The sequence below is a fragment of the Undibacterium sp. FT79W genome (assembly GCF_014284215.1).
Classification (GTDB): domain Bacteria; phylum Pseudomonadota; class Gammaproteobacteria; order Burkholderiales; family Burkholderiaceae_D; genus Undibacterium; species Undibacterium aquatile.
The window spans coordinates 345186-361908 of the sequence record NZ_JACOGB010000003.1 but is presented as its reverse complement, the minus strand read 5'-3'; the positions used below and the strand labels follow the sequence as shown (position 1 = coordinate 361908).

The 16723-nt window shown below is 51.3% G+C and carries 18 protein-coding genes; 14 read left to right on the top strand and 4 right to left on the bottom strand.

Features of this window, described 5'->3' with window-relative positions; all coding sequences use genetic code 11:
- The first annotated feature begins 109 nt into the window (after nucleotides 1-109).
- From H8K38_RS07025 to H8K38_RS07005, 5 genes are read left to right on the top strand one after another with little or no spacing between them, the layout of a single operon-like run.
- Complete coding sequence (locus H8K38_RS07025) at nucleotides 110-619, top strand: tail fiber protein (protein WP_186884079.1); 510 nt, start codon at nucleotides 110-112, stop codon at nucleotides 617-619.
- Between the two features lie 10 nt (nucleotides 620-629).
- Nucleotides 630-1163, top strand: coding sequence for a phage tail protein (locus H8K38_RS07020; protein WP_186884078.1), 534 nt, complete (start codon nucleotides 630-632; stop codon nucleotides 1161-1163).
- A gap of 10 nt (nucleotides 1164-1173) precedes the next feature.
- A complete protein-coding gene (locus H8K38_RS07015; RefSeq protein ID WP_186884077.1) occupies nucleotides 1174-1689 on the top strand; it encodes a phage tail protein in 516 nt (171 codons plus the stop codon).
- 50 nt (nucleotides 1690-1739) lie between these two features.
- Nucleotides 1740-2033, top strand: a complete 294-nt coding sequence (locus H8K38_RS07010; protein WP_186884076.1) for a hypothetical protein — start codon at nucleotides 1740-1742, stop codon at nucleotides 2031-2033.
- A 15-nt stretch (nucleotides 2034-2048) separates the two neighbouring features.
- Entirely contained in the window at nucleotides 2049-2534 is a 486-nt protein-coding gene (locus tag H8K38_RS07005; RefSeq protein ID WP_186884075.1) for a GNAT family N-acetyltransferase, read from the top strand.
- Between the two features lie 320 nt (nucleotides 2535-2854).
- On the opposite strand, the gene dbpA is transcribed toward H8K38_RS07005, so the two are convergent.
- The gene (dbpA, locus tag H8K38_RS07000; RefSeq protein WP_186884074.1) at nucleotides 2855-4246 is read right to left on the bottom strand and encodes an ATP-dependent RNA helicase DbpA; all 1392 of its coding nucleotides are present in this window, start codon (nucleotides 4244-4246) and stop codon (nucleotides 2855-2857) included.
- Between the two features lie 497 nt (nucleotides 4247-4743).
- Here dbpA and H8K38_RS06995 point away from each other — a divergent pair, with 497 nt between their 5' ends.
- Entirely contained in the window at nucleotides 4744-7566 is a 2823-nt protein-coding gene (locus tag H8K38_RS06995) for an EAL domain-containing protein (protein WP_222610783.1), read from the top strand.
- 117 nt (nucleotides 7567-7683) lie between these two features.
- Here H8K38_RS06995 and H8K38_RS06990 read toward each other — a convergent pair whose 3' ends face one another.
- Nucleotides 7684-9807, bottom strand: coding sequence for a S46 family peptidase (locus tag H8K38_RS06990; RefSeq protein ID WP_370587072.1), 2124 nt, complete (start codon nucleotides 9805-9807; stop codon nucleotides 7684-7686).
- Nucleotides 9808-9898: 91 nt separating this feature from the next.
- On the opposite strand from H8K38_RS06990, the gene H8K38_RS06985 reads away from it, so the two are divergent.
- From H8K38_RS06985 to H8K38_RS06950, 8 genes are all read left to right on the top strand, one after another.
- Nucleotides 9899-10234 (top strand): hypothetical protein, encoded by a 336-nt coding sequence (locus H8K38_RS06985; protein WP_186884072.1) that lies wholly within the window; start codon nucleotides 9899-9901, stop codon nucleotides 10232-10234.
- A 151-nt stretch (nucleotides 10235-10385) separates the two neighbouring features.
- Entirely contained in the window at nucleotides 10386-10706 is a 321-nt protein-coding gene (locus H8K38_RS06980) for a hypothetical protein (protein ID WP_186884071.1), read from the top strand.
- A gap of 916 nt (nucleotides 10707-11622) precedes the next feature.
- A complete protein-coding gene (locus H8K38_RS06975) occupies nucleotides 11623-12264 on the top strand; it encodes a DUF2238 domain-containing protein (protein WP_186884070.1) in 642 nt (213 codons plus the stop codon).
- A complete protein-coding gene (locus H8K38_RS06970; RefSeq protein ID WP_186884069.1) occupies nucleotides 12257-12637 on the top strand; it encodes a hypothetical protein in 381 nt (126 codons plus the stop codon). The genes H8K38_RS06975 and H8K38_RS06970 overlap by 8 nt, the downstream gene beginning before the upstream one ends.
- A 63-nt stretch (nucleotides 12638-12700) precedes the next feature.
- A complete protein-coding gene (locus tag H8K38_RS06965) occupies nucleotides 12701-13228 on the top strand; it encodes a hypothetical protein (protein WP_186884068.1) in 528 nt (175 codons plus the stop codon).
- 122 nt (nucleotides 13229-13350) lie between these two features.
- Entirely contained in the window at nucleotides 13351-13719 is a 369-nt protein-coding gene (locus H8K38_RS06960) for a VOC family protein (protein WP_186884067.1), read from the top strand.
- Between the two features lie 155 nt (nucleotides 13720-13874).
- Nucleotides 13875-14204, top strand: a complete 330-nt coding sequence (locus H8K38_RS06955) for a hypothetical protein (RefSeq protein ID WP_186884066.1) — start codon at nucleotides 13875-13877, stop codon at nucleotides 14202-14204.
- A gap of 128 nt (nucleotides 14205-14332) precedes the next feature.
- The gene (locus tag H8K38_RS06950) at nucleotides 14333-14578 is read left to right on the top strand and encodes a hypothetical protein (protein WP_186884065.1); all 246 of its coding nucleotides are present in this window, start codon (nucleotides 14333-14335) and stop codon (nucleotides 14576-14578) included.
- A gap of 89 nt (nucleotides 14579-14667) precedes the next feature.
- On the opposite strand, the gene H8K38_RS06945 is transcribed toward H8K38_RS06950, so the two are convergent.
- Complete coding sequence (locus H8K38_RS06945; protein WP_186884064.1) at nucleotides 14668-15759, bottom strand: polymer-forming cytoskeletal protein; 1092 nt, start codon at nucleotides 15757-15759, stop codon at nucleotides 14668-14670.
- A 449-nt stretch (nucleotides 15760-16208) separates the two neighbouring features.
- Nucleotides 16209-16691: an SRPBCC family protein gene (locus H8K38_RS06940; RefSeq protein WP_186884063.1), complete on the bottom strand. Its 483-nt coding sequence runs from the start codon at nucleotides 16689-16691 to the stop codon at nucleotides 16209-16211.
- Nucleotides 16692-16723 lie beyond the last annotated feature (32 nt).

Below are 16723 nucleotides of genomic sequence, written 5' to 3'. Positions count from 1 at the left end.
CGAAAATTTATTTTGAGCGAATTATGGTTGTTGTAAAAAAATAAAAATTGCCAATAGTGGTCAGTGTCAGCACTTTTTTAACCGTCAGCACCTCTTTAAGGAGAAAACTGTGGAGCCGTTTTTAGGTGAGATTAAGATTTGCGCTTTTCCATTTGCGCCGAAAGGTTGGGCACTCTGTAATGGTGCCTTAATGAGCGTGCAACAGAACAATGCCTTGTTTGCATTGCTGGGCGTGCAATACGGTGGCGATGGAAAAAATACTTTTGGACTACCGGATTTACGCGGGCGCGTCGCCGTCCACAGAGATGGCAATACCTTTATTCAAGGTCAAACCGGTGGTCAGGAAACGGTTGCTCTGCAGGCCGCGAATTTACCGCCGCACAATCATAATGTGGTGGTGGCCAGTTCGCCTGCGACTACCCCGCGTGTCGGTAGTGCAGCGCTGAATGTATTGGCGGCAACGGCGACCAACATCTACGGTACCCCCACTAATCTGGTCGCAATGGAAGCTGGCATGACCTCGACAATAGGTGCCGGCGCTGCGCATGAAAACATGCAGCCATCACTCGTCATCAATTACATCATTGCCACTTCCGGCATTTTCCCATCCAGAAATTAAGGAGAACAGAATGGCAGATCCTTTTGTTGGCGAAATTCGTTTGTTTGCAGGCACCTACGCGCCACAGGGCTGGCTAGCGTGTGATGGTAGTCAGATTCAGATTTCAGAGAACGAGATCCTGTTTACATTATTGGGCACCACCTACGGCGGCGACGGCGTCCGCACATTTGCTTTGCCCGATCTGCGCAATCGCCTGCCCGTCGGGCAGGGTACCGGTCCGGCTCTGTCGCCACGCACCATGGGGCAGACATTTGGGGTGGCAAGTGTGTCACTGACACAAGCGCAACTCCCTGCGCATAGCCACACGATACAAGGCAGTGCGGATAATGCCACTATTGGTGTTCCCGGACCGACGACGGTGTTGGCAACGCTGGCCAGCGGTACTTTGTACGACTCTGGCGTGCCAAATCCCACGCTGGAACGCAAGCTCAGTCCACAATCGATCCCTGTTGTTGGCGGTAGTCTCCCGCATAGCAATCTGATGCCCACAACGGCACTGAATTACATCATCGCAACGGTCGGCATTTACCCGCAGCAAGCTTAAGGAGAACAGAATGGCAGATCCATTTATCGGAGAAATCCGCGCGTTTGGTTTCAACTTTGCCCCTTATCAATGGGCATTCTGTGACGGCGCGCTGGTACCTATCCAGCAAAATTCAACCTTGTTCTCGATTCTTGGCGTCAATTATGGCGGGAATGGCACAACAACTTTTGGCTTGCCAAATTTAATGGGGCAGGCCGTGATTGGCGCGCAAAATAATCTGGTAGGTGAGCAGCAAGGCGAGAATGCAGTGAGTTTGACCTTGAGCGAAATGACCACGCATACGCATGATATGGTTGTCAATGCAAGCCAATCCGCATCGGCAGGCCCGGGCGGTCATTTAGTTTCCAAGCTGGCAAGCGGCAATTTGTATGCTGCCACGACCGATACGTCTGCACCGACGCTGACAATGCTGTCACCACAGGGCATCAGTGTTGTCGGTCAGGGGACTGCGCATGAAAATCGTCAGCCTTTCAGCGTGCTGAATTTCTGCATTTCATTGTACGGCGTGTTTCCGCAGCGTCCTTAAATTCTGGCCAGAGCTTGCTCTGGCATTTTTTTGTCTGAACATTTCACGATATGACTTTTACCGCTGCACAATTTTTACCGCATGTTGGTTCTCAGTTTTCTATTCCGTTTGGCGATGGTCTGAGCCTGACCCTGACACTGGATGATGTCAAAGACAGCACGACAGCATCTTCCCCGTATCACTTTTTTTCTCTGAATTTTTCCAGCAATGCCAGCACGGCTTTGCCACAGGGAATCTACGCCTTGCAGCATGCCAGCTTAGCGACGCAGGAAATTTTTCTGGTGCCGTTTTCGAAAACAGAACGTGGCGTTTCTTATTCCGCGACGTTCAGTGTGGAGAAATAAGCAGTGCCGTCGGCGATGATTTTCCGGCATCCGCAACTGGCCTTGCGTGCGGTCAGCGACGCCGATCAGGAGTTTTTGCAACGCTTGTATGCGTCTGTGCGCGAGGAAGAGCTGCGCCCCACAGGCTGGCCTGAAGCACAGAAAGCCGCTTTTCTGGCGATGCAGTTTCAGGCGCAACACCGTGCGTATGCGGCTTATTCCGATACTGAGTATTTTATTGTTCAGCGCGGGCAGCAAGACATTGGCCGTTTGTATCTGCAACACCAGCCTGAGACGATATCGATAGTCGATATCTCGCTGATGGCCGACACGTGCGGCCAGGGCATAGGCACCGATCTGTTGCAGGCAGTTTTTGCCCAGGCGCGGGCAGCGCACAAAGCGGTGCAGATTCATGTCGAAAAATTTAATCCAGCGTTACGCCTGTATCAGCGGCTGGGTTTTCTGGAAGTCGAAGATAAAGGCGTGTATCTGCTGATGCGGCGTCCCGCTGAAACGGACTGAGCAGTGCTGAACGGTGCGATGCCTGCGGCCTGAATTCGCAACGCGTTTTGCTGCTTGCACTGCACGGAAATCATCACTACAGGTGTTTTTCAGGCATTTTGGGCTGTAAATATACTCCCCAGAGTATATTTACAAGCCCTTTGTTTATGCCGACATAAAGGCCAAAACGCCAGATACTCCCCCTAAAACAGCAAATAACAGCAAATTTCAGGGTTCAATCTCGTTGGTATTGTGGTCTCATGGCGATCTGATGGAGTCGCTCTGTGGCAAGCTCAGGTGACCGGATTACACCACGCCGTATCACACCACACCGCGCCGCATCACACGCTGTTGATCAGGCGCATTTTGAACTGGCGGCCTTTGATATTCGTGAAGCTGAGTTTCTCTACCGTTTTGGCGGCGATGTGGCGGTCGAGTGCAACATAGGTCACAAACTCAGACACATTGATTTTGCCGACCTGTTCTTTTTTCAGGCCGATATCTGCTGTCAGCGCACCGAGCAAATCACCGGGACGCAGTTTGTCTTTTTTGCCGCCCATGATGCAGACCGTCATCATCGGCGCAGCCAGTGTTTGTTCCGGCGCTGCTTCGAGTTCATTGATGTCGGCCCAGGTAACAGCTTCACCCTGATATTCCGCGATCAGCTTCACCCATTTTTTTTCATTCGGCGTCGCCAGACTCAGTGCCAGCCCTTTTTCACCAGCGCGACCGGTACGACCGATACGATGGATATGCACTTCCGTATCTTTCGAGACATCGACATTAATCACCGCGCCCAGCGTCTGGATATCGAGCCCGCGCGCCGCAACGTCGGTTGCCACCAGCACCGAGCAGCTTTGATTCGCAAAACGGATCAGCACCTCATCGCGTTCGCGTTGTTCCAGATCGCCGTGCAAGGCCAGTGCGCTGATGCCCTGCGCCTGCAATTCTTCGGTCAGTTCACGACAATGAATTTTGGTATTGCAAAACGCAATCGTTGAAACCGGCTGGTAGTGATGCAGCAAACGCGCCACGGCTTCGTTGCGTTCTTCCGGCGTCACCAGATAAAACAATTGTTCGATATGGTTGGCCGCATGTTGCGATTCGACCTTGATTTCCACCGGGTCGCGCAGCAATTGTTCGCTGGCTTTGCGGATATTGTCCGGGTAGGTGGCTGAGAATAACAAGGTCTGGCGGCGCGGTGAGCAGGCTGCAACGATGGTGTAAATATCATCGTAAAAGCCCATGTCCACCATGCGATCTGCTTCATCCAGCACCAGTGTCTGCACGGTATTGAGATTGATGGTGCCACGGCTTATGTGATCGATCAGTCGCCCCGGTGTGCCGACGACGATATGCGCGCCGTGTTCGAGTGAGGCAATTTGCGGGCGCATCGCGGTGCCGCCGCATAAGGTCAGGATTTTCACATTCTCGATTGCGCGCGCCAAACGGCGTAATTCATTCGCAACCTGATCCGCCAGTTCTCGCGTCGGGCATATCACCAAGCCTTGTACTGCGAAATATGTGGGATTCAGTTTTGCCAGTATGCCCAGCCCGAAAGCGGCGGTTTTGCCGCTGCCGGTTTTTGCTTGCGCGATCAGGTCACGCTGCTGCAAAACCACGGGCAAACTTTCTGCCTGAATTGCCGTCATGGTGGTGTAACCGAGGCTCTCCAGATTGGCGAGCATGGCGGCAGATAAAGGAAGTGAATTGAAAGCAGTAGCGTCAGACATGGGAATTTTTTCTTGGAACAGGTAAAAACAGGGGCGAAGCGATGACAAAAAACAGGCGCGATGCCAGCGTGGGTGCAGGTTCACGGCCTGATCGGGTTGACGCGTAATCGCCATCTACCGGCGGTATCACCCGTATGCCAAGCTATCCGCAGCCCATACACCGCAGGCGCGTGAAGGAATGTCGCTATTGTAGGCGATAAGCCGGGCGACCGCCTGTTTGTCGCATGCTTACAATTTTCTGATCCGATGACGCGAATACAGAAGACGGCGTTATACTCAATTATTGCCGTATTCTTTTGTCTATACCAATGCTGCGTTGCAGACCCAGATTGGAGCCGGTTTCAGCACTACGTGATTTCCACAAAATTTCCATAAAGCAACAAAATAATACTGAAAAATGTTGCGATAGGTTAAAATTTGTTTCATTTTTCATGATGAATTGATCACAGCCACAAGGAATTCATCTCCTGAACTTCTCCTCTTCGCTATGAGAATCTGTGCGCCCTTTTGAATCTCTTATCCAAGCGTGGTTAGCTCTCGGAGCTTACACGCGATTATTTGTCCCTATTACATTGTTGATATTCGTGGTCAGCGGGCTGCGTTACGACCTGTTGATTCATGCGGAAGTCGCAGGGGCAAAACAGCAGATTCTCACGCATGCCGAAAATATGGAGCACCTGTTGGGGCCCACTCTGCTGAAATTGAGCAAAACTCAGGATCAGACAGAGATCACCAACACCTTACGACGGCAACTGGCAAATGATCCCGATCTGACCCGTCTGACCTGGAGCTACCCTCAAAGCAACGTTGACATGACAGGCACGTTCACCGTGCCCTTGCTCGCACCGCAATGGTTTCAGGCTATCTTACAGATGCCGGCAACGCTGAGTAAGACCATCACGACCGCTGACAAAAATGCTGCCAGAGTCACCGTAGAAATCAGTACAAACAGTGCCGTCAACCGCATCTGGCAGAAAGTGGTGGTGCAGTTGCAGATTTCTGCCATGGCGATCTTTTTTATCTATTTTTTGCTGGGGCTGATATTGCGCGTCAATGAGCGCAGCTGGAAGCGGCTGGCGCTGGCAACGAACCGATTCAAGACCGGTGATCATGGCGTCAGAATGGAAGTTCGTGGCAGTCATGAAGAGCGTTTGCTGGCTACCACTTTCAATGACATGGCCGAAGAAATTGAAAGCATTTTGTTGACGCTGCAGAAAAGTCAGCGCGAACAAAGCGAGCAGATGCACTTCACATTACAACTGCTCAATGCGCTGCCGGTATCGACATTTTTTCAGGATAGCCAGGGCATCTGTCGGGGGGTAAACCCAGCCTGGTGCAAGATGTTTGGCATACATCAGAAAGACGCAGTTGGTCAGCCCATGCACAAGTTACTGCCTTTCTTAGCGACACTCGATACTCGTCATATTTCTTCCGCCGGCTTAGCCATCTGTTCTCACAAAACCATTCCTGATATACCCCGCCAGGTTAATGGCGAACATATTTCTGCGCTGTATTATCAGGCGACGTATACCAGTGTTGATGGCAAAGCCTCAGGCATCATTGGCGCGCTGGTTGATATCAGCGAGCGCAAAAAAATTCAGGCTGCGCTGGAAGAACAAAAAGAACGTGTGGAAACGACACTGGATTCGATTGATGATGCCGTCATCAGCGCTGACATTGATGGCCGCATCCTGACTCTGAACCGCTCTGCACAAAAGCTGACCGGCTGGCGGCTTGAGGAAGCCTTGTCGCAAGAACTGGCCACCGTCTTCACCTTGGGCGACCGCAGACAACAAACTGCATTGCACACCTATCTGACGAATGTTGTCAGCACCGGTGCGACGTTTCAGGAACACAATCTGGCGCTGTTGTCCCGTGCCGGCAGGCAACTCGAAGTGGATCTTAGTGCGGCGCCAATCCGTCAGCCGGATGGCACCGTTACCGGCAGCGTACTGGTGTTCCGTGATCTCAGTGAAACGCATTATCTGATGCGGCAAATCGCCTGGCAGGCCGGGCATGATTTACTGACAGGGTTAGCAAATCGCCAGTCTCTATCAGCCCATTTTTCACAAGCCATAGCCTATGCGCGTGAACATCACAAACTGCTGGCGGTGTGCCTGCTCGATCTCGATCATTTTCAGGAAGTTAACGACAAACACGGTAATGAAGTAGCCGACAAGTTATTACAGCAAGTGGCGCGCCGATTAGAAAGTTGTGTTGGTAAAAATAATCCGGTTGCCCGTCTTGGCGGCGATGAATTTGTGGTGCTGTTGCAGAATCAGAGTGATCTCAACGAAGTAGAGTTAAACATCGCTTTGCTGTTGGGCCAACTGGCACAACCCTATGAATTCGAGCATAAAAAAATGACCATGCGCGCCAGCATCGGCGTTGCGATGTATCCGAATGATGAGCTTAGCCCCGATGTGTTATTACGCTATGCCGATCAGGCGATGTATCAGGCCAAACTCAGCGGACGTAATCAGTATCATTTGTTTGACCTGCAAAAAGATGAGGAAGTCCGCACCCGCCACAATCAGCGTGCACGGATCCGCGAAGCCTTGCTGAAGGACGAGTTTGAGCTGTACTTCCAACCCAAAGTCGATATGCGGCATGGCCGTATCACCGGCATGGAAGCGCTGATACGCTGGAATCATCCGCAGCGCGGCATCGTCGGTCCCATGGAATTTTTACCGCTGGTGGAAAACACCAACATCATCATCGACATCGGCAACTGGGTGATACATCAGACCCTGCAGCAGATGAGTAACTGGATCGCCAATGGCTATACCTGGGTGGTCAGTGTGAACATCGCTGCGCGCCATTTTCAACATGCCGATTTTTTAGAAAATCTGCGCAGTTATCTTGCCCAGTTCCCCGATGTGCCGCCTGAATATCTGGAAATAGAAATTCTCGAATCAGCCGCTTTGCAAGACGTGCAGCAAGTGCGCGAAGTGATGAGCGCCTGTCAGCAGCTTGGCGTGCGTTTTGCCCTCGATGATTTCGGCACCGGCTATTCCTCTTTATCATATCTGAAACGGTTGCCAGCCAATATTCTGAAAATCGATCAGAGTTTCGTGCGCGATATGCTGGAAGATTCAGATGATCTGGCGCTGATCAGCGCGATCGTCGGCCTGGCAAATGCGTTTAAGCGCGAAGTGATTGCCGAAGGCGTGGAAACGATAGAACACGGCGTTGCGCTGATGCGCCTCGGCTGCAATTTTGCGCAAGGCTACGGTGTTTCCCGCCCCATGCCCGCGTCGCGTGTAGAGAAGTGGGCAGAAAATTATGTGCAGCCTGAGCAGTGGTTACAACAAGCCTGACGTTACGCATTCCACCAAATCGAATGAACCCATTTGCATACAAGCTGATGCAGATGACATAAAAAAACGGCGCACATCATTTCAGATGTGCGCCGTTTTTTTCGTTGCTTGCGGTGTTTATTTCGCCGGGTAGCGTATCGTCATTTCTTTCAGCAGATTATCTGCATGATCGACTTCTTTCATCACCCACAGCATGTAACGAATATCGACATGAATCGCGCGCGTGATGGCGCTGTCGAAGTACCAGTCTTTGGTGATCGATTCGTAAGTCGAATCAAAATTCAGCCCAACCAGCTCGCTGTTTTTATTCATGACAGCCGAGCCAGAATTACCACCAGTGGTATCCGCACTGGATAAGAAATTCACCGGCACTGTGCCCAGCGCAGTGTCTTTGAACACGCCGTAACGTTTTTCTTTGACAGCGGCCAGCAAGCTTTCCGGCGCATCGAATGGCGCTTTACCGGTATGTTTTTCAACGATGCCTTCTACCGTTGTGAATGGGCCTTTGCTGACGCCATCACGTGGGCTGTAAGGCGCAACAGTGCCGTAAGTCACGCGCAGCGTGGAGTTCGCATCCGGATACACAGGTTTGCCCTGCGATTTTTTCCATGCAATCACTGCCTGCATATATTGCGGAATCACCCGTTCCAGATTGCCATCAACTTCTTTACGGCGTTCTTCGAGTGACAGGCCGATATCGTGCAGCTTCACCGCCAGACGGATAAACGCATCGTCCGATTGCTGGAATGCCGCGACATCTTTTTTCAGCCACGCCAGACGCGTCGCTGTATTGCCGAGTTCAGACTGACGGTACAGAGCCGCGACCGATTCCGGTGTCGGCAGCAAAATATCTAAACCTTGCGGGCGGAATTTGCTATCGAGTTTGTTATACCGTTGCAGTGCCGCCGTGTAACGCGCCTGATCCACATTGCTCACATACGATTGTTCCAGACGTGCCAGGCGCGCTGAGATGAACGACACATCACGTTGCTGATAACCCGCTTTGCGCTCGGCATCCGGCTTGCTGCTTTCCAGCGCAAGGCGATATAAGGTGCGCGCATTTTTCAGCAAATCGCTGTTGGTGGCGACGCTCCAGGCAAACTCTTCTTCATTCAATGCCATATCGCTGGCGATCACCGCATCCAACTCTTTCAGCAAACTCTGGTCGGCATTGTGCTGGCTGAACCAGCTGCGGAATTCCGCATCCTGAGCATCTTTAATCGCTGCGATATCTTTACGCGCAAACCCGGCCAGTAAACCTTCGGTTTTTTTCAAACGATTGTTGATGCTTTTTGCCACGCTCGCGTAACGCACTTCGGCATTCGCATTACCTTGCGTTGCCGCCGCGATCACCGACAGATCAGATTTGTATTCCGCCACACGCGCCGGATAGCTGGCGTCCCGCGCAAAGCGGATTTCTTCCGGTAATTTATAACGGCTGGTCGTGCCTGGATAACCCGCCAGCAAAATCGGGTCGCCATTTTTCAGACCTTGTGCCGACACCACCAGAAAATCTTTAGAGTGATACGGCACGTTATCCGTAGAAGGATCTGCCGGGCGGCCATCTTTACCGACATACGCGCGCAGGAAAGAAAAATCGCCGGTATGACGCGGCCATTCAAAGTTATCGACATCGCCGCCATAATTACCGATCTTGTCCGATGGCGCATATACCAGCCGCACATCGCGGATCATCATCTGACGTATCCGGTAATATTCCAGCCCGCGATGAAAACTCGGCACCGAGCAACGATACGCCTTATCCTGCTCACAATCCGCGATCAGCGCTTTGATGCGGTTCTGCACATGCTCATGGCGCTGCTTGCCCGACATCGCTGGCGTGATACCGCTCAACACCTGCTCCGTCACGTTTTCCACTTTATCGGTGATATACATGCGCGAATCCGGCCCGGCAGGTAATTCTTCAGCGCGGGTTTTCGCCAGAAAGCCATTGCTGATGTAATTTTTTTCTGCCGTCGAATTACGTTGCACCGCGCCGTAAGCACAGTGATGATTCGTCACCACCAGCCCGCTGTCAGACACAAACGACGCTGAACAACCGCCCAAAGACACCATCGCACTCATCGGGTGCTTAGACAAATCCGCCAGCTTTTCTGCCGGAATCGTGATGCCTATGCGTTTCAGCTCTGCTTTTAATTGCGGCAACTGATGCGGCTGCCATTGGCCTTCATCGGCATAGCTCAGCGGGCTGCTGGACAGACTCAGCCCGGCCAGTGCCAGACTCCATGCATACGATTGTTTCAACTTACTCTCCGTCTATGGTCAAAAGCGCCGGCACAGTGTGCAGCCAGCGCGTTGCAGGTGGGGGCGGGTGACCAGCGCTAAAAAAGTGTCAGATGCGATGCGAAAACAGTGTCTGGAAAACACCCAGATGCACACACGCAGCAACACACATCACATCAGAACAGCGCCGTACTCCGCTCATTATTATCGAATTGCGACTCCAGAACCAGACCTGCCGCCGCAGGAAAAGTTCCGGCAAAGAAGGAAATTTGACAGATATCTTTACGACCGTAAAGAAAAAAAGGAAAAATTATTTACATTTAAGCGGTGTGGCGTTGGTCAGGCAGATGATTGCGGCGATAACGATGGCGGCATGCGTCCAGTACCACGCAGTTTTTCAGTGGCGAAGCGAAAACTCCGATAACGCAAACATTCCTGAAGAAGAACAAGGCATGACAAGCGAATGGTTAATTTTTCAACGCTGAGTTAAGATGCAATATTGCAAACTTAAATCAAGTTAGGCGAACCCCTTTTCTCATCCCGATTTGCATATCGTTACCGACAAGGAACATGACATGTTGAAGATCACCGGCTTGGACGAACTAACAAATCAACTTGATCGCATGGCGAAAGGCGCGGAAGAGTTAGATGGTACGAACTCCGTTCCTATGGCTGAACTGCTATCTCCTGAATTCGTCTCTTCTCACACGAAGTTCGCTAATGCCGATGAGATGTTTGAATCCAGCGGCTTCAAAATTGAATCGCAAGATGATTTCTCGGCGATCCCGGATGCGGAGTGGGATGAATTTATTCGATCCATATCATCGTTCTCTGATTGGCAATCCATGCTTGGCGAAGCAGCGTCTACGTGGGCAGCCAAGAGGCTTGGGTTTTGATGCCGCATTCGCCTAACAATTCCCTTCGCGGTTTTGCCGCTACTGCAGCGCCTAACGTCAAACGTTAAACATCTTCAAATATGGCGAAATTTAAACATCATTCAGCGTTCGCAAAAATAAAACAGATTCAAGGATTTCGTTTTCCTCACGTGTGTTTTTGCTGTAGAAAATCGTTCAAATTCCCAGCGCAAATTGCTGTACGAATTTGTCCACACTGTCGGGAACCGATGACTCGTCTGTGTCGTAAATTTGCTGCTCCAAAATCGAGTGATAAGCAGCAGTGGGAAAAGGTACGTTTTCTAGTGGGGCACGGATTTCTCTTCTATCCGATTCGGGCAATGATTGAGCCCGGTGTATTCGCACATGTGAGTTATCCCACGACTCTTTCGGAGGCAAAAGTGTTTGTCGAGAAATATAAATCACAGGCACCACAATGATGTATGACAATACATTCGAGTGTATTGCCGTGATACTGCTTTGTTTACAAATTCGCTGCGTTTCGCGGCTCATCTCAACAATTTAGCGTTAGGCGCATTCCGTATGACTTTTCGTAACTACATACGTATCTTACAGCTCGTAGTCGCAATTGCACTTTGTATTCTCTTATTGGGCTTTACTGCTATGGTATTTTCCGATTCGTATGCAGGGTTGTCACACTTGGCTCAGTGGTTGCTAGGCATTGGCTTCCTACTTTTATTCTTGGCAGTACCGTTTCTAGCAAAGGCAAAGTGCCCGTCATGTGGGCGGCTATTTTGTGGCCCACAGGATGAGTATATTACTCACCCAAATACAAATGTTTTTACGTCCTCGTGCAAATATTGTGGCTTTTCAATTAACCATGTGCACTAACTTTACGCTCAAGCGGGGCGTCGCTGAAGCGAAGTGCCCCTTAGCTTCAAAACCTCACAACTAACCTATGCCCCGCACCCAAACCCTCCTTGTCGCTCTCTTCGCTCTGCTCGGCTTGTTGGCCTGGTCCGGCTGGCACCCGTATGACCGCGCCACGTGGCTGATGGAGGTGCTGCCGATATTCATTGTCGTGCCTGTGCTGATCGCAAGCTACACGCGTTTTCCGCTGACGCACTTGCTTTACATTTGTATTTTCGTGCATGCCGTTATTTTGCTGGTCGGCGGCGCGTATACCTATGCCAGAGTACCTTTTGGTTTCCAAATCGCCGAGGTGCTAGGACTGCATCGCAATCCATACGACAAGATCGGCCACTTTGCCCAGGGCTTTGTTCCGGCGCTGGCGGCGCGGGAAATTCTGCTGCGGGGTGGATATGTCCGTGCGGGAAAAATGCTGAGCTTTCTGGTGACCTGTGTTGTGCTCGCTATCAGCGCATCGTATGAACTCATCGAGTGGGCCGCTGCCATCTCGCTTGGGCAGGGCGCTGACGAATTTCTTGGTACTCAGGGCGATCCTTGGGATACACAATCCGACATGCTGTTCGCACTTATCGGGGCAGTTGTCGCACAGGCAGTACTGGCACGAACGCAAGACCGCCAGATAGTGCGCTTGCGAAACTCTGCATTCTCTTCTGAGGTGAACAATGGCTAAGCACCTGGCATCTGAAAAAATACTATGGCTTCCTGATGTTGAGGAGCATGACTATCCGGCAGCCGATTCTTATCTGAGAATTATCTACAACGATAAGAAAGTCGCTGACATGGTCGCCAGACTCAGAACGGCGGTCATCGTCGAGTTTAAATCCAAGGATATTTTCAGAGCATCGCAATTATCCTTGCTCGGCATCAGTAATTCGCACGTAGAGAAAGACAGAAAGAAAATCGCGAACGGCGTGGCGCTGTCGCCGCTGTTGCTGGTCAGAGATGAAAGCAACGGCAAAGTGATTATCGCCGATGGCTATCACAGGCTTTGCGCGATCTATGGATTTGATGAGGATGCCATCATCCGTTGCAAGATCATTTGATGCCAGCGTAGGGTGCGTTGTACGCACCATTTCACCTGATCACTTATCCACATAGACATCACAATGACTTCCTACATTTGCATCATAAGATATCCTTACGAAGAGCCGTATCACTTAAATCTGGTGATGTCGGTGTCGAATGGATCGGCTTCCGGCGTGCTTGAGTTTTACATCGGTGCGGATACGCTGATCGAATGGGCTTTTGCATACGAGAAGTTTCCAAGGCACGCGCAAAGCGTTTATCTTTGGGAGGCAGGTTCTGAACGCCCCGAAGACAGGTTTGCTTATTACCTGCGTATGCAATTGTTCACGACCGATGCCTGGGGTCATAGCGCATTGCAAATTCGCTTTAACAATAATCAGGATTTGCCGGATCGCGAAATCGTCGATATGTGCATCCGGGCGGAACCCGCTCAGATCAATCAGCTTGGCGCTTTGTTCAAGCGCTTTTCGACACTGGAGCATCAGGTTTTGTATTGGTCGGGTTCAGAGGGGCAGTTATTTGAAACGATAGAACAGGCTGAACAATGCGTTCCAGCCTACGCCTTACGACGCGGCAGTCCGTTCATTTCCGTCAACGTGCAAGTGTAAAGGTGCGTTGCGAAAAGGCTATGCCAACACAATCGCCTTTTGAACAGTTTCATGAATAATGCAATGCGACAAAACCAGTTCTTGGGCGACATGGGGTCGCCTGAATACATATCGGACCTATCATGACTCCAGCACTTAGCGTCATCATTATTTATGCGAAAGAGACGCAAAAAACGGCTGAGTTTTATCAGAAGTATTTTGATTTCGTTTCAACGGGAAAGGTCGTCGATGGCCTGATAGAGTTGACCGCACAGCACGGTGGCGCAAGTATCTTGATCCATCAGGCGGCAAAAAGTGTCAAGCTGGGACAAGCGGGCGTGAAGCTCATGTTCGATGTTGAGGACGTCGAAGCCTTCAAGAAAAAATCGCTGGAATTGGGTCTGCAGTTTGGAAGTACGCATATTGCGAATGGCTATTCTTTCTCGAATGCGAAAGACCCGGATAACAATTCTGTGTGTATTTCCAGTCGCGCTTTTCGTCAGCATAAATAAGCCACCCGTGACGACGTTTCCATCTCAAACGCGCAGCAAATGCCATGCATTACTCGTCTGCGCGTTATCTGCTATCTGCGCTGTATTTTGTAACGCAATATAAATACACGAACTAAATTTTCGCCTGATAGTCCATTCTTCTGTATTGAGTCTGAATGAAAGGCGTTGCAATGCAAAGGAAATGGGACAGGCATGAAATTCTGCAATTACTTACGCTGTCTGCCACGCTGGCGGGTCTGAGCATCACGGCGTTAACCATCTTCAAAAAACAAGGCGCAGACAGAATCGCCGTGACGATTGCCGACGATATACTGGCTGCGGTGTCATTGTGTTTTTTGTTGGCGACCTATTTATTTTTCTTTTCTTTGCGCACCAGAAATCCATCGCTGGCCACGAAATTAGAGTTAATCGGCGACGTCATATTTTTGGTCGCATTAACCGGCATGGTCGCCACCGGTTTTATCATTTTGTACACCGTCTGGTAGCGCTGTTGGTACGGGTGCGCGTCGTGTTTGTCAGTTGTGCCGGTTTATTGTCTCTGCTGTTTTGTCATTTGTTTTCCCCCGTTGATGTCCGTGGCCTTCGTGCCACATCAGAAAAAGGAGTAACAAAAATGAGCAACGAAAACCTCTTCCTTCAATTCAATAACGGCACCGCTGCGAGTTATGAGATTGAAATCAGGACGGCGCTGAAGAATTTCCAGAATGATTTTCTGACCTACCTGTCAACTGGAAAGCAACCACCGTCTGCGCTCAAACCTTATGAAGTGAAGCAAAACGGCGTCAAGCTTTTTTTGGCGATTGATTTTTCTAAGATCACATCTGTGGCGATCAAAGATGATGGTGGTCGGCCTGCGTAATGGCATAGCGGTCAGGATGTAAAAAAGCGGGCGACTCAGATGCGCCCGCTTTTTCAGAACTCTTCCTACGGAGGAGATGCGTTCTGGTTTTACTCCGCCAGCATTTCGCGTTTAACGCGGCGGGCGATTTCCCAGTCGAGCTCTTTATCGCGCTTTTTTTCCAGCGCGTCGATGTGGCGCAGTTTTTTGCCTTCGACAAATTCACCCGACAAAATCAGGCGCGGTTTGCTGTCGGCAGAGATCAGGCCTTGCGTTGCCCATGCCGAACGCGGCAGGGTGGAGCCAGCGAAGATGCCGTAGTCTTTGCCGCAGTGTATGCCTTTTTCACCGATCACCGATTCACCGGCCTTGATGTATTTCGCCGCGTATAAAGTGGCAGCGGTGGCGATCCAGCGACCGGCGTGGATTTCACCAAACAGGCTGCTGAGTTCGCCTTTGGCGCGGATGCTGCCCCACGCGCTGATGTCGCCCTGACAGCCGATCGCACCGGCAGCGACATTGCCCTGACAGACGATTTCACCGGCAAACAGGCTGCCTTCGACTTCGATATTGGTTTCGCTGAAGACTTCGCCCTGGCAATTGCAATCACCGGCAACGTGGATCGCGCTGGCAGCCAGATGGCCGCCGACGAATTGCACTTCGCTGGCTTCGAGGTCGTCATCGAGTTGCAGATTGCCCTGACAATCGAGATCGGCGCAGGACAAATAACCCAGCCCCTGAATATCGCCAAAGCCACCGAACACATCGTTGTGCTGCTGGCGGTCGAGTATCGCCGGATGCACCAGCAGATCGATAAAGTTTTCACCTTCTTTGAGTTTGCGCTGATCGAGCTCGAGCACGCGCGCCATCCATTCGGCATTGCAGCCGGTTTTGACAAGGAATTCGACATCGATATTGCCGCCCGCATCCAGCGTCTGGCCGATGTACAACGATTGCACCTGAATGTCGCCAGTGACGGTGAGTTTGCCGAGGCAAAACACTTCTTCGGCAATCAGGTCGCCATCCACCAGCAGATCACCGCCGACGATCAGTTGCGTGGTGATGGTCACATCGCCCTGAATGTGGACGTCGCCGGTGCTGGCGAATTGTTTGCGTTTGAGCGTTTTAGCCTGAAACGGTTCGGGTGCTGCCGGAATCTCAGCAACAGGTTGGGCGGCAGATTTGGCGGCACGTTTAATCATGATGAACCTTAGAAGGTGAGGGTGGAAACAGAAATTCGCGCCATTATCCCAGAATCCGGCGGGCAGACGAAGAAATCCCGCCTGACACGCGCAGGCGGGACAACAAAGGGGATGGGAATTTGGTCGCTGCTGTGTACCTGATGGGTCATTGCGACGTTGACGCGGAGTCGCTGCGTTACGCGGTTTTAGCGTTGGTTTATCGCAGCCCGGTACTGCTGATGATGCTGGCGACGTTGTTGATAGCGGCCTGTCTTGCCTGTTTATGCCCAGTAAAAATCAAAAAAATGGGGAGTATCTGCCATTTTACCCATTCATGGCCTTATAAACATTAGGCTTTAAAATATACTCCCCCCAGTATTATTTGACCTTCCAGCCGCATTTTTGGGCATCGCACAGGCTGGTTCAGGTCAACGCAGGCCAATGCAGATCGGCGAGATTGCGGGCGGCGCTTAACTCGGCAAGGCGTCGAGGCGTCCGGCTTCGGCGAATTCGCGTATCTGCCGTATCGTGTCGATGTCCGCGGCCTGATAGGCGGAACGGCGATAGTCGTTGTACATCTCGTTTTCTTTGTCCTGCTCTTCGGTGGCTCCATCGTCGTATTGAAAGCGCACAAACAGCGAGTCTGGCTGTGGCTCTTCTATCGTCATACGCAACGATGACTGGCGTATCTCGCCCTGCGCGGCGATGTCGTAATGCACATGTTCCAGATGCACAAAACGCACGGTGTCGGTGACGCTCAGCTCGCCATATTTCAGGGTGCGCGTCATGCTGGCTTCGGTGCGGTCTTCGATCAGCGCATCGTCCAGGTAAGACACAAACAGCTTCGGTGACTCGGCACGCAGCACCAGCCCGCGCCACAATTGTTCGCGGGTGATGACTTCGGCTAAAGGATTCAGGATGTCGTTAATCTCGATTAAATGTTCGAATTTCATGGCAATGTCTCAATGTGGAATGCGCGATAGTT

Coding starts and splice junctions, on each gene's coding strand:
- H8K38_RS07020 (WP_186884078.1), top strand. CDS start 630: ATGGCAGATCCTTTTGTTGGCGAAATTCGTTTGTTTGCAGGCACCTAC.
- H8K38_RS07015 (WP_186884077.1), top strand. CDS start 1,174: ATGGCAGATCCATTTATCGGAGAAATCCGCGCGTTTGGTTTCAACTTT.
- H8K38_RS07010 (WP_186884076.1), top strand. CDS start 1,740: ATGACTTTTACCGCTGCACAATTTTTACCGCATGTTGGTTCTCAGTTT.
- H8K38_RS07005 (WP_186884075.1), top strand. CDS start 2,049: ATGATTTTCCGGCATCCGCAACTGGCCTTGCGTGCGGTCAGCGACGCC.
- dbpA (WP_186884074.1), bottom strand. CDS start 4,246: ATGTCTGACGCTACTGCTTTCAATTCACTTCCTTTATCTGCCGCCATG.
- H8K38_RS06980 (WP_186884071.1), top strand. CDS start 10,386: ATGTTGAAGATCACCGGCTTGGACGAACTAACAAATCAACTTGATCGC.
- H8K38_RS06975 (WP_186884070.1), top strand. CDS start 11,623: ATGCCCCGCACCCAAACCCTCCTTGTCGCTCTCTTCGCTCTGCTCGGC.
- H8K38_RS06970 (WP_186884069.1), top strand. CDS start 12,257: ATGGCTAAGCACCTGGCATCTGAAAAAATACTATGGCTTCCTGATGTT.
- H8K38_RS06965 (WP_186884068.1), top strand. CDS start 12,701: ATGACTTCCTACATTTGCATCATAAGATATCCTTACGAAGAGCCGTAT.
- H8K38_RS06960 (WP_186884067.1), top strand. CDS start 13,351: ATGACTCCAGCACTTAGCGTCATCATTATTTATGCGAAAGAGACGCAA.
- H8K38_RS06955 (WP_186884066.1), top strand. CDS start 13,875: ATGAAAGGCGTTGCAATGCAAAGGAAATGGGACAGGCATGAAATTCTG.
- H8K38_RS06950 (WP_186884065.1), top strand. CDS start 14,333: ATGAGCAACGAAAACCTCTTCCTTCAATTCAATAACGGCACCGCTGCG.
- H8K38_RS06945 (WP_186884064.1), bottom strand. CDS start 15,759: ATGATTAAACGTGCCGCCAAATCTGCCGCCCAACCTGTTGCTGAGATT.
- H8K38_RS06940 (WP_186884063.1), bottom strand. CDS start 16,691: ATGAAATTCGAACATTTAATCGAGATTAACGACATCCTGAATCCTTTA.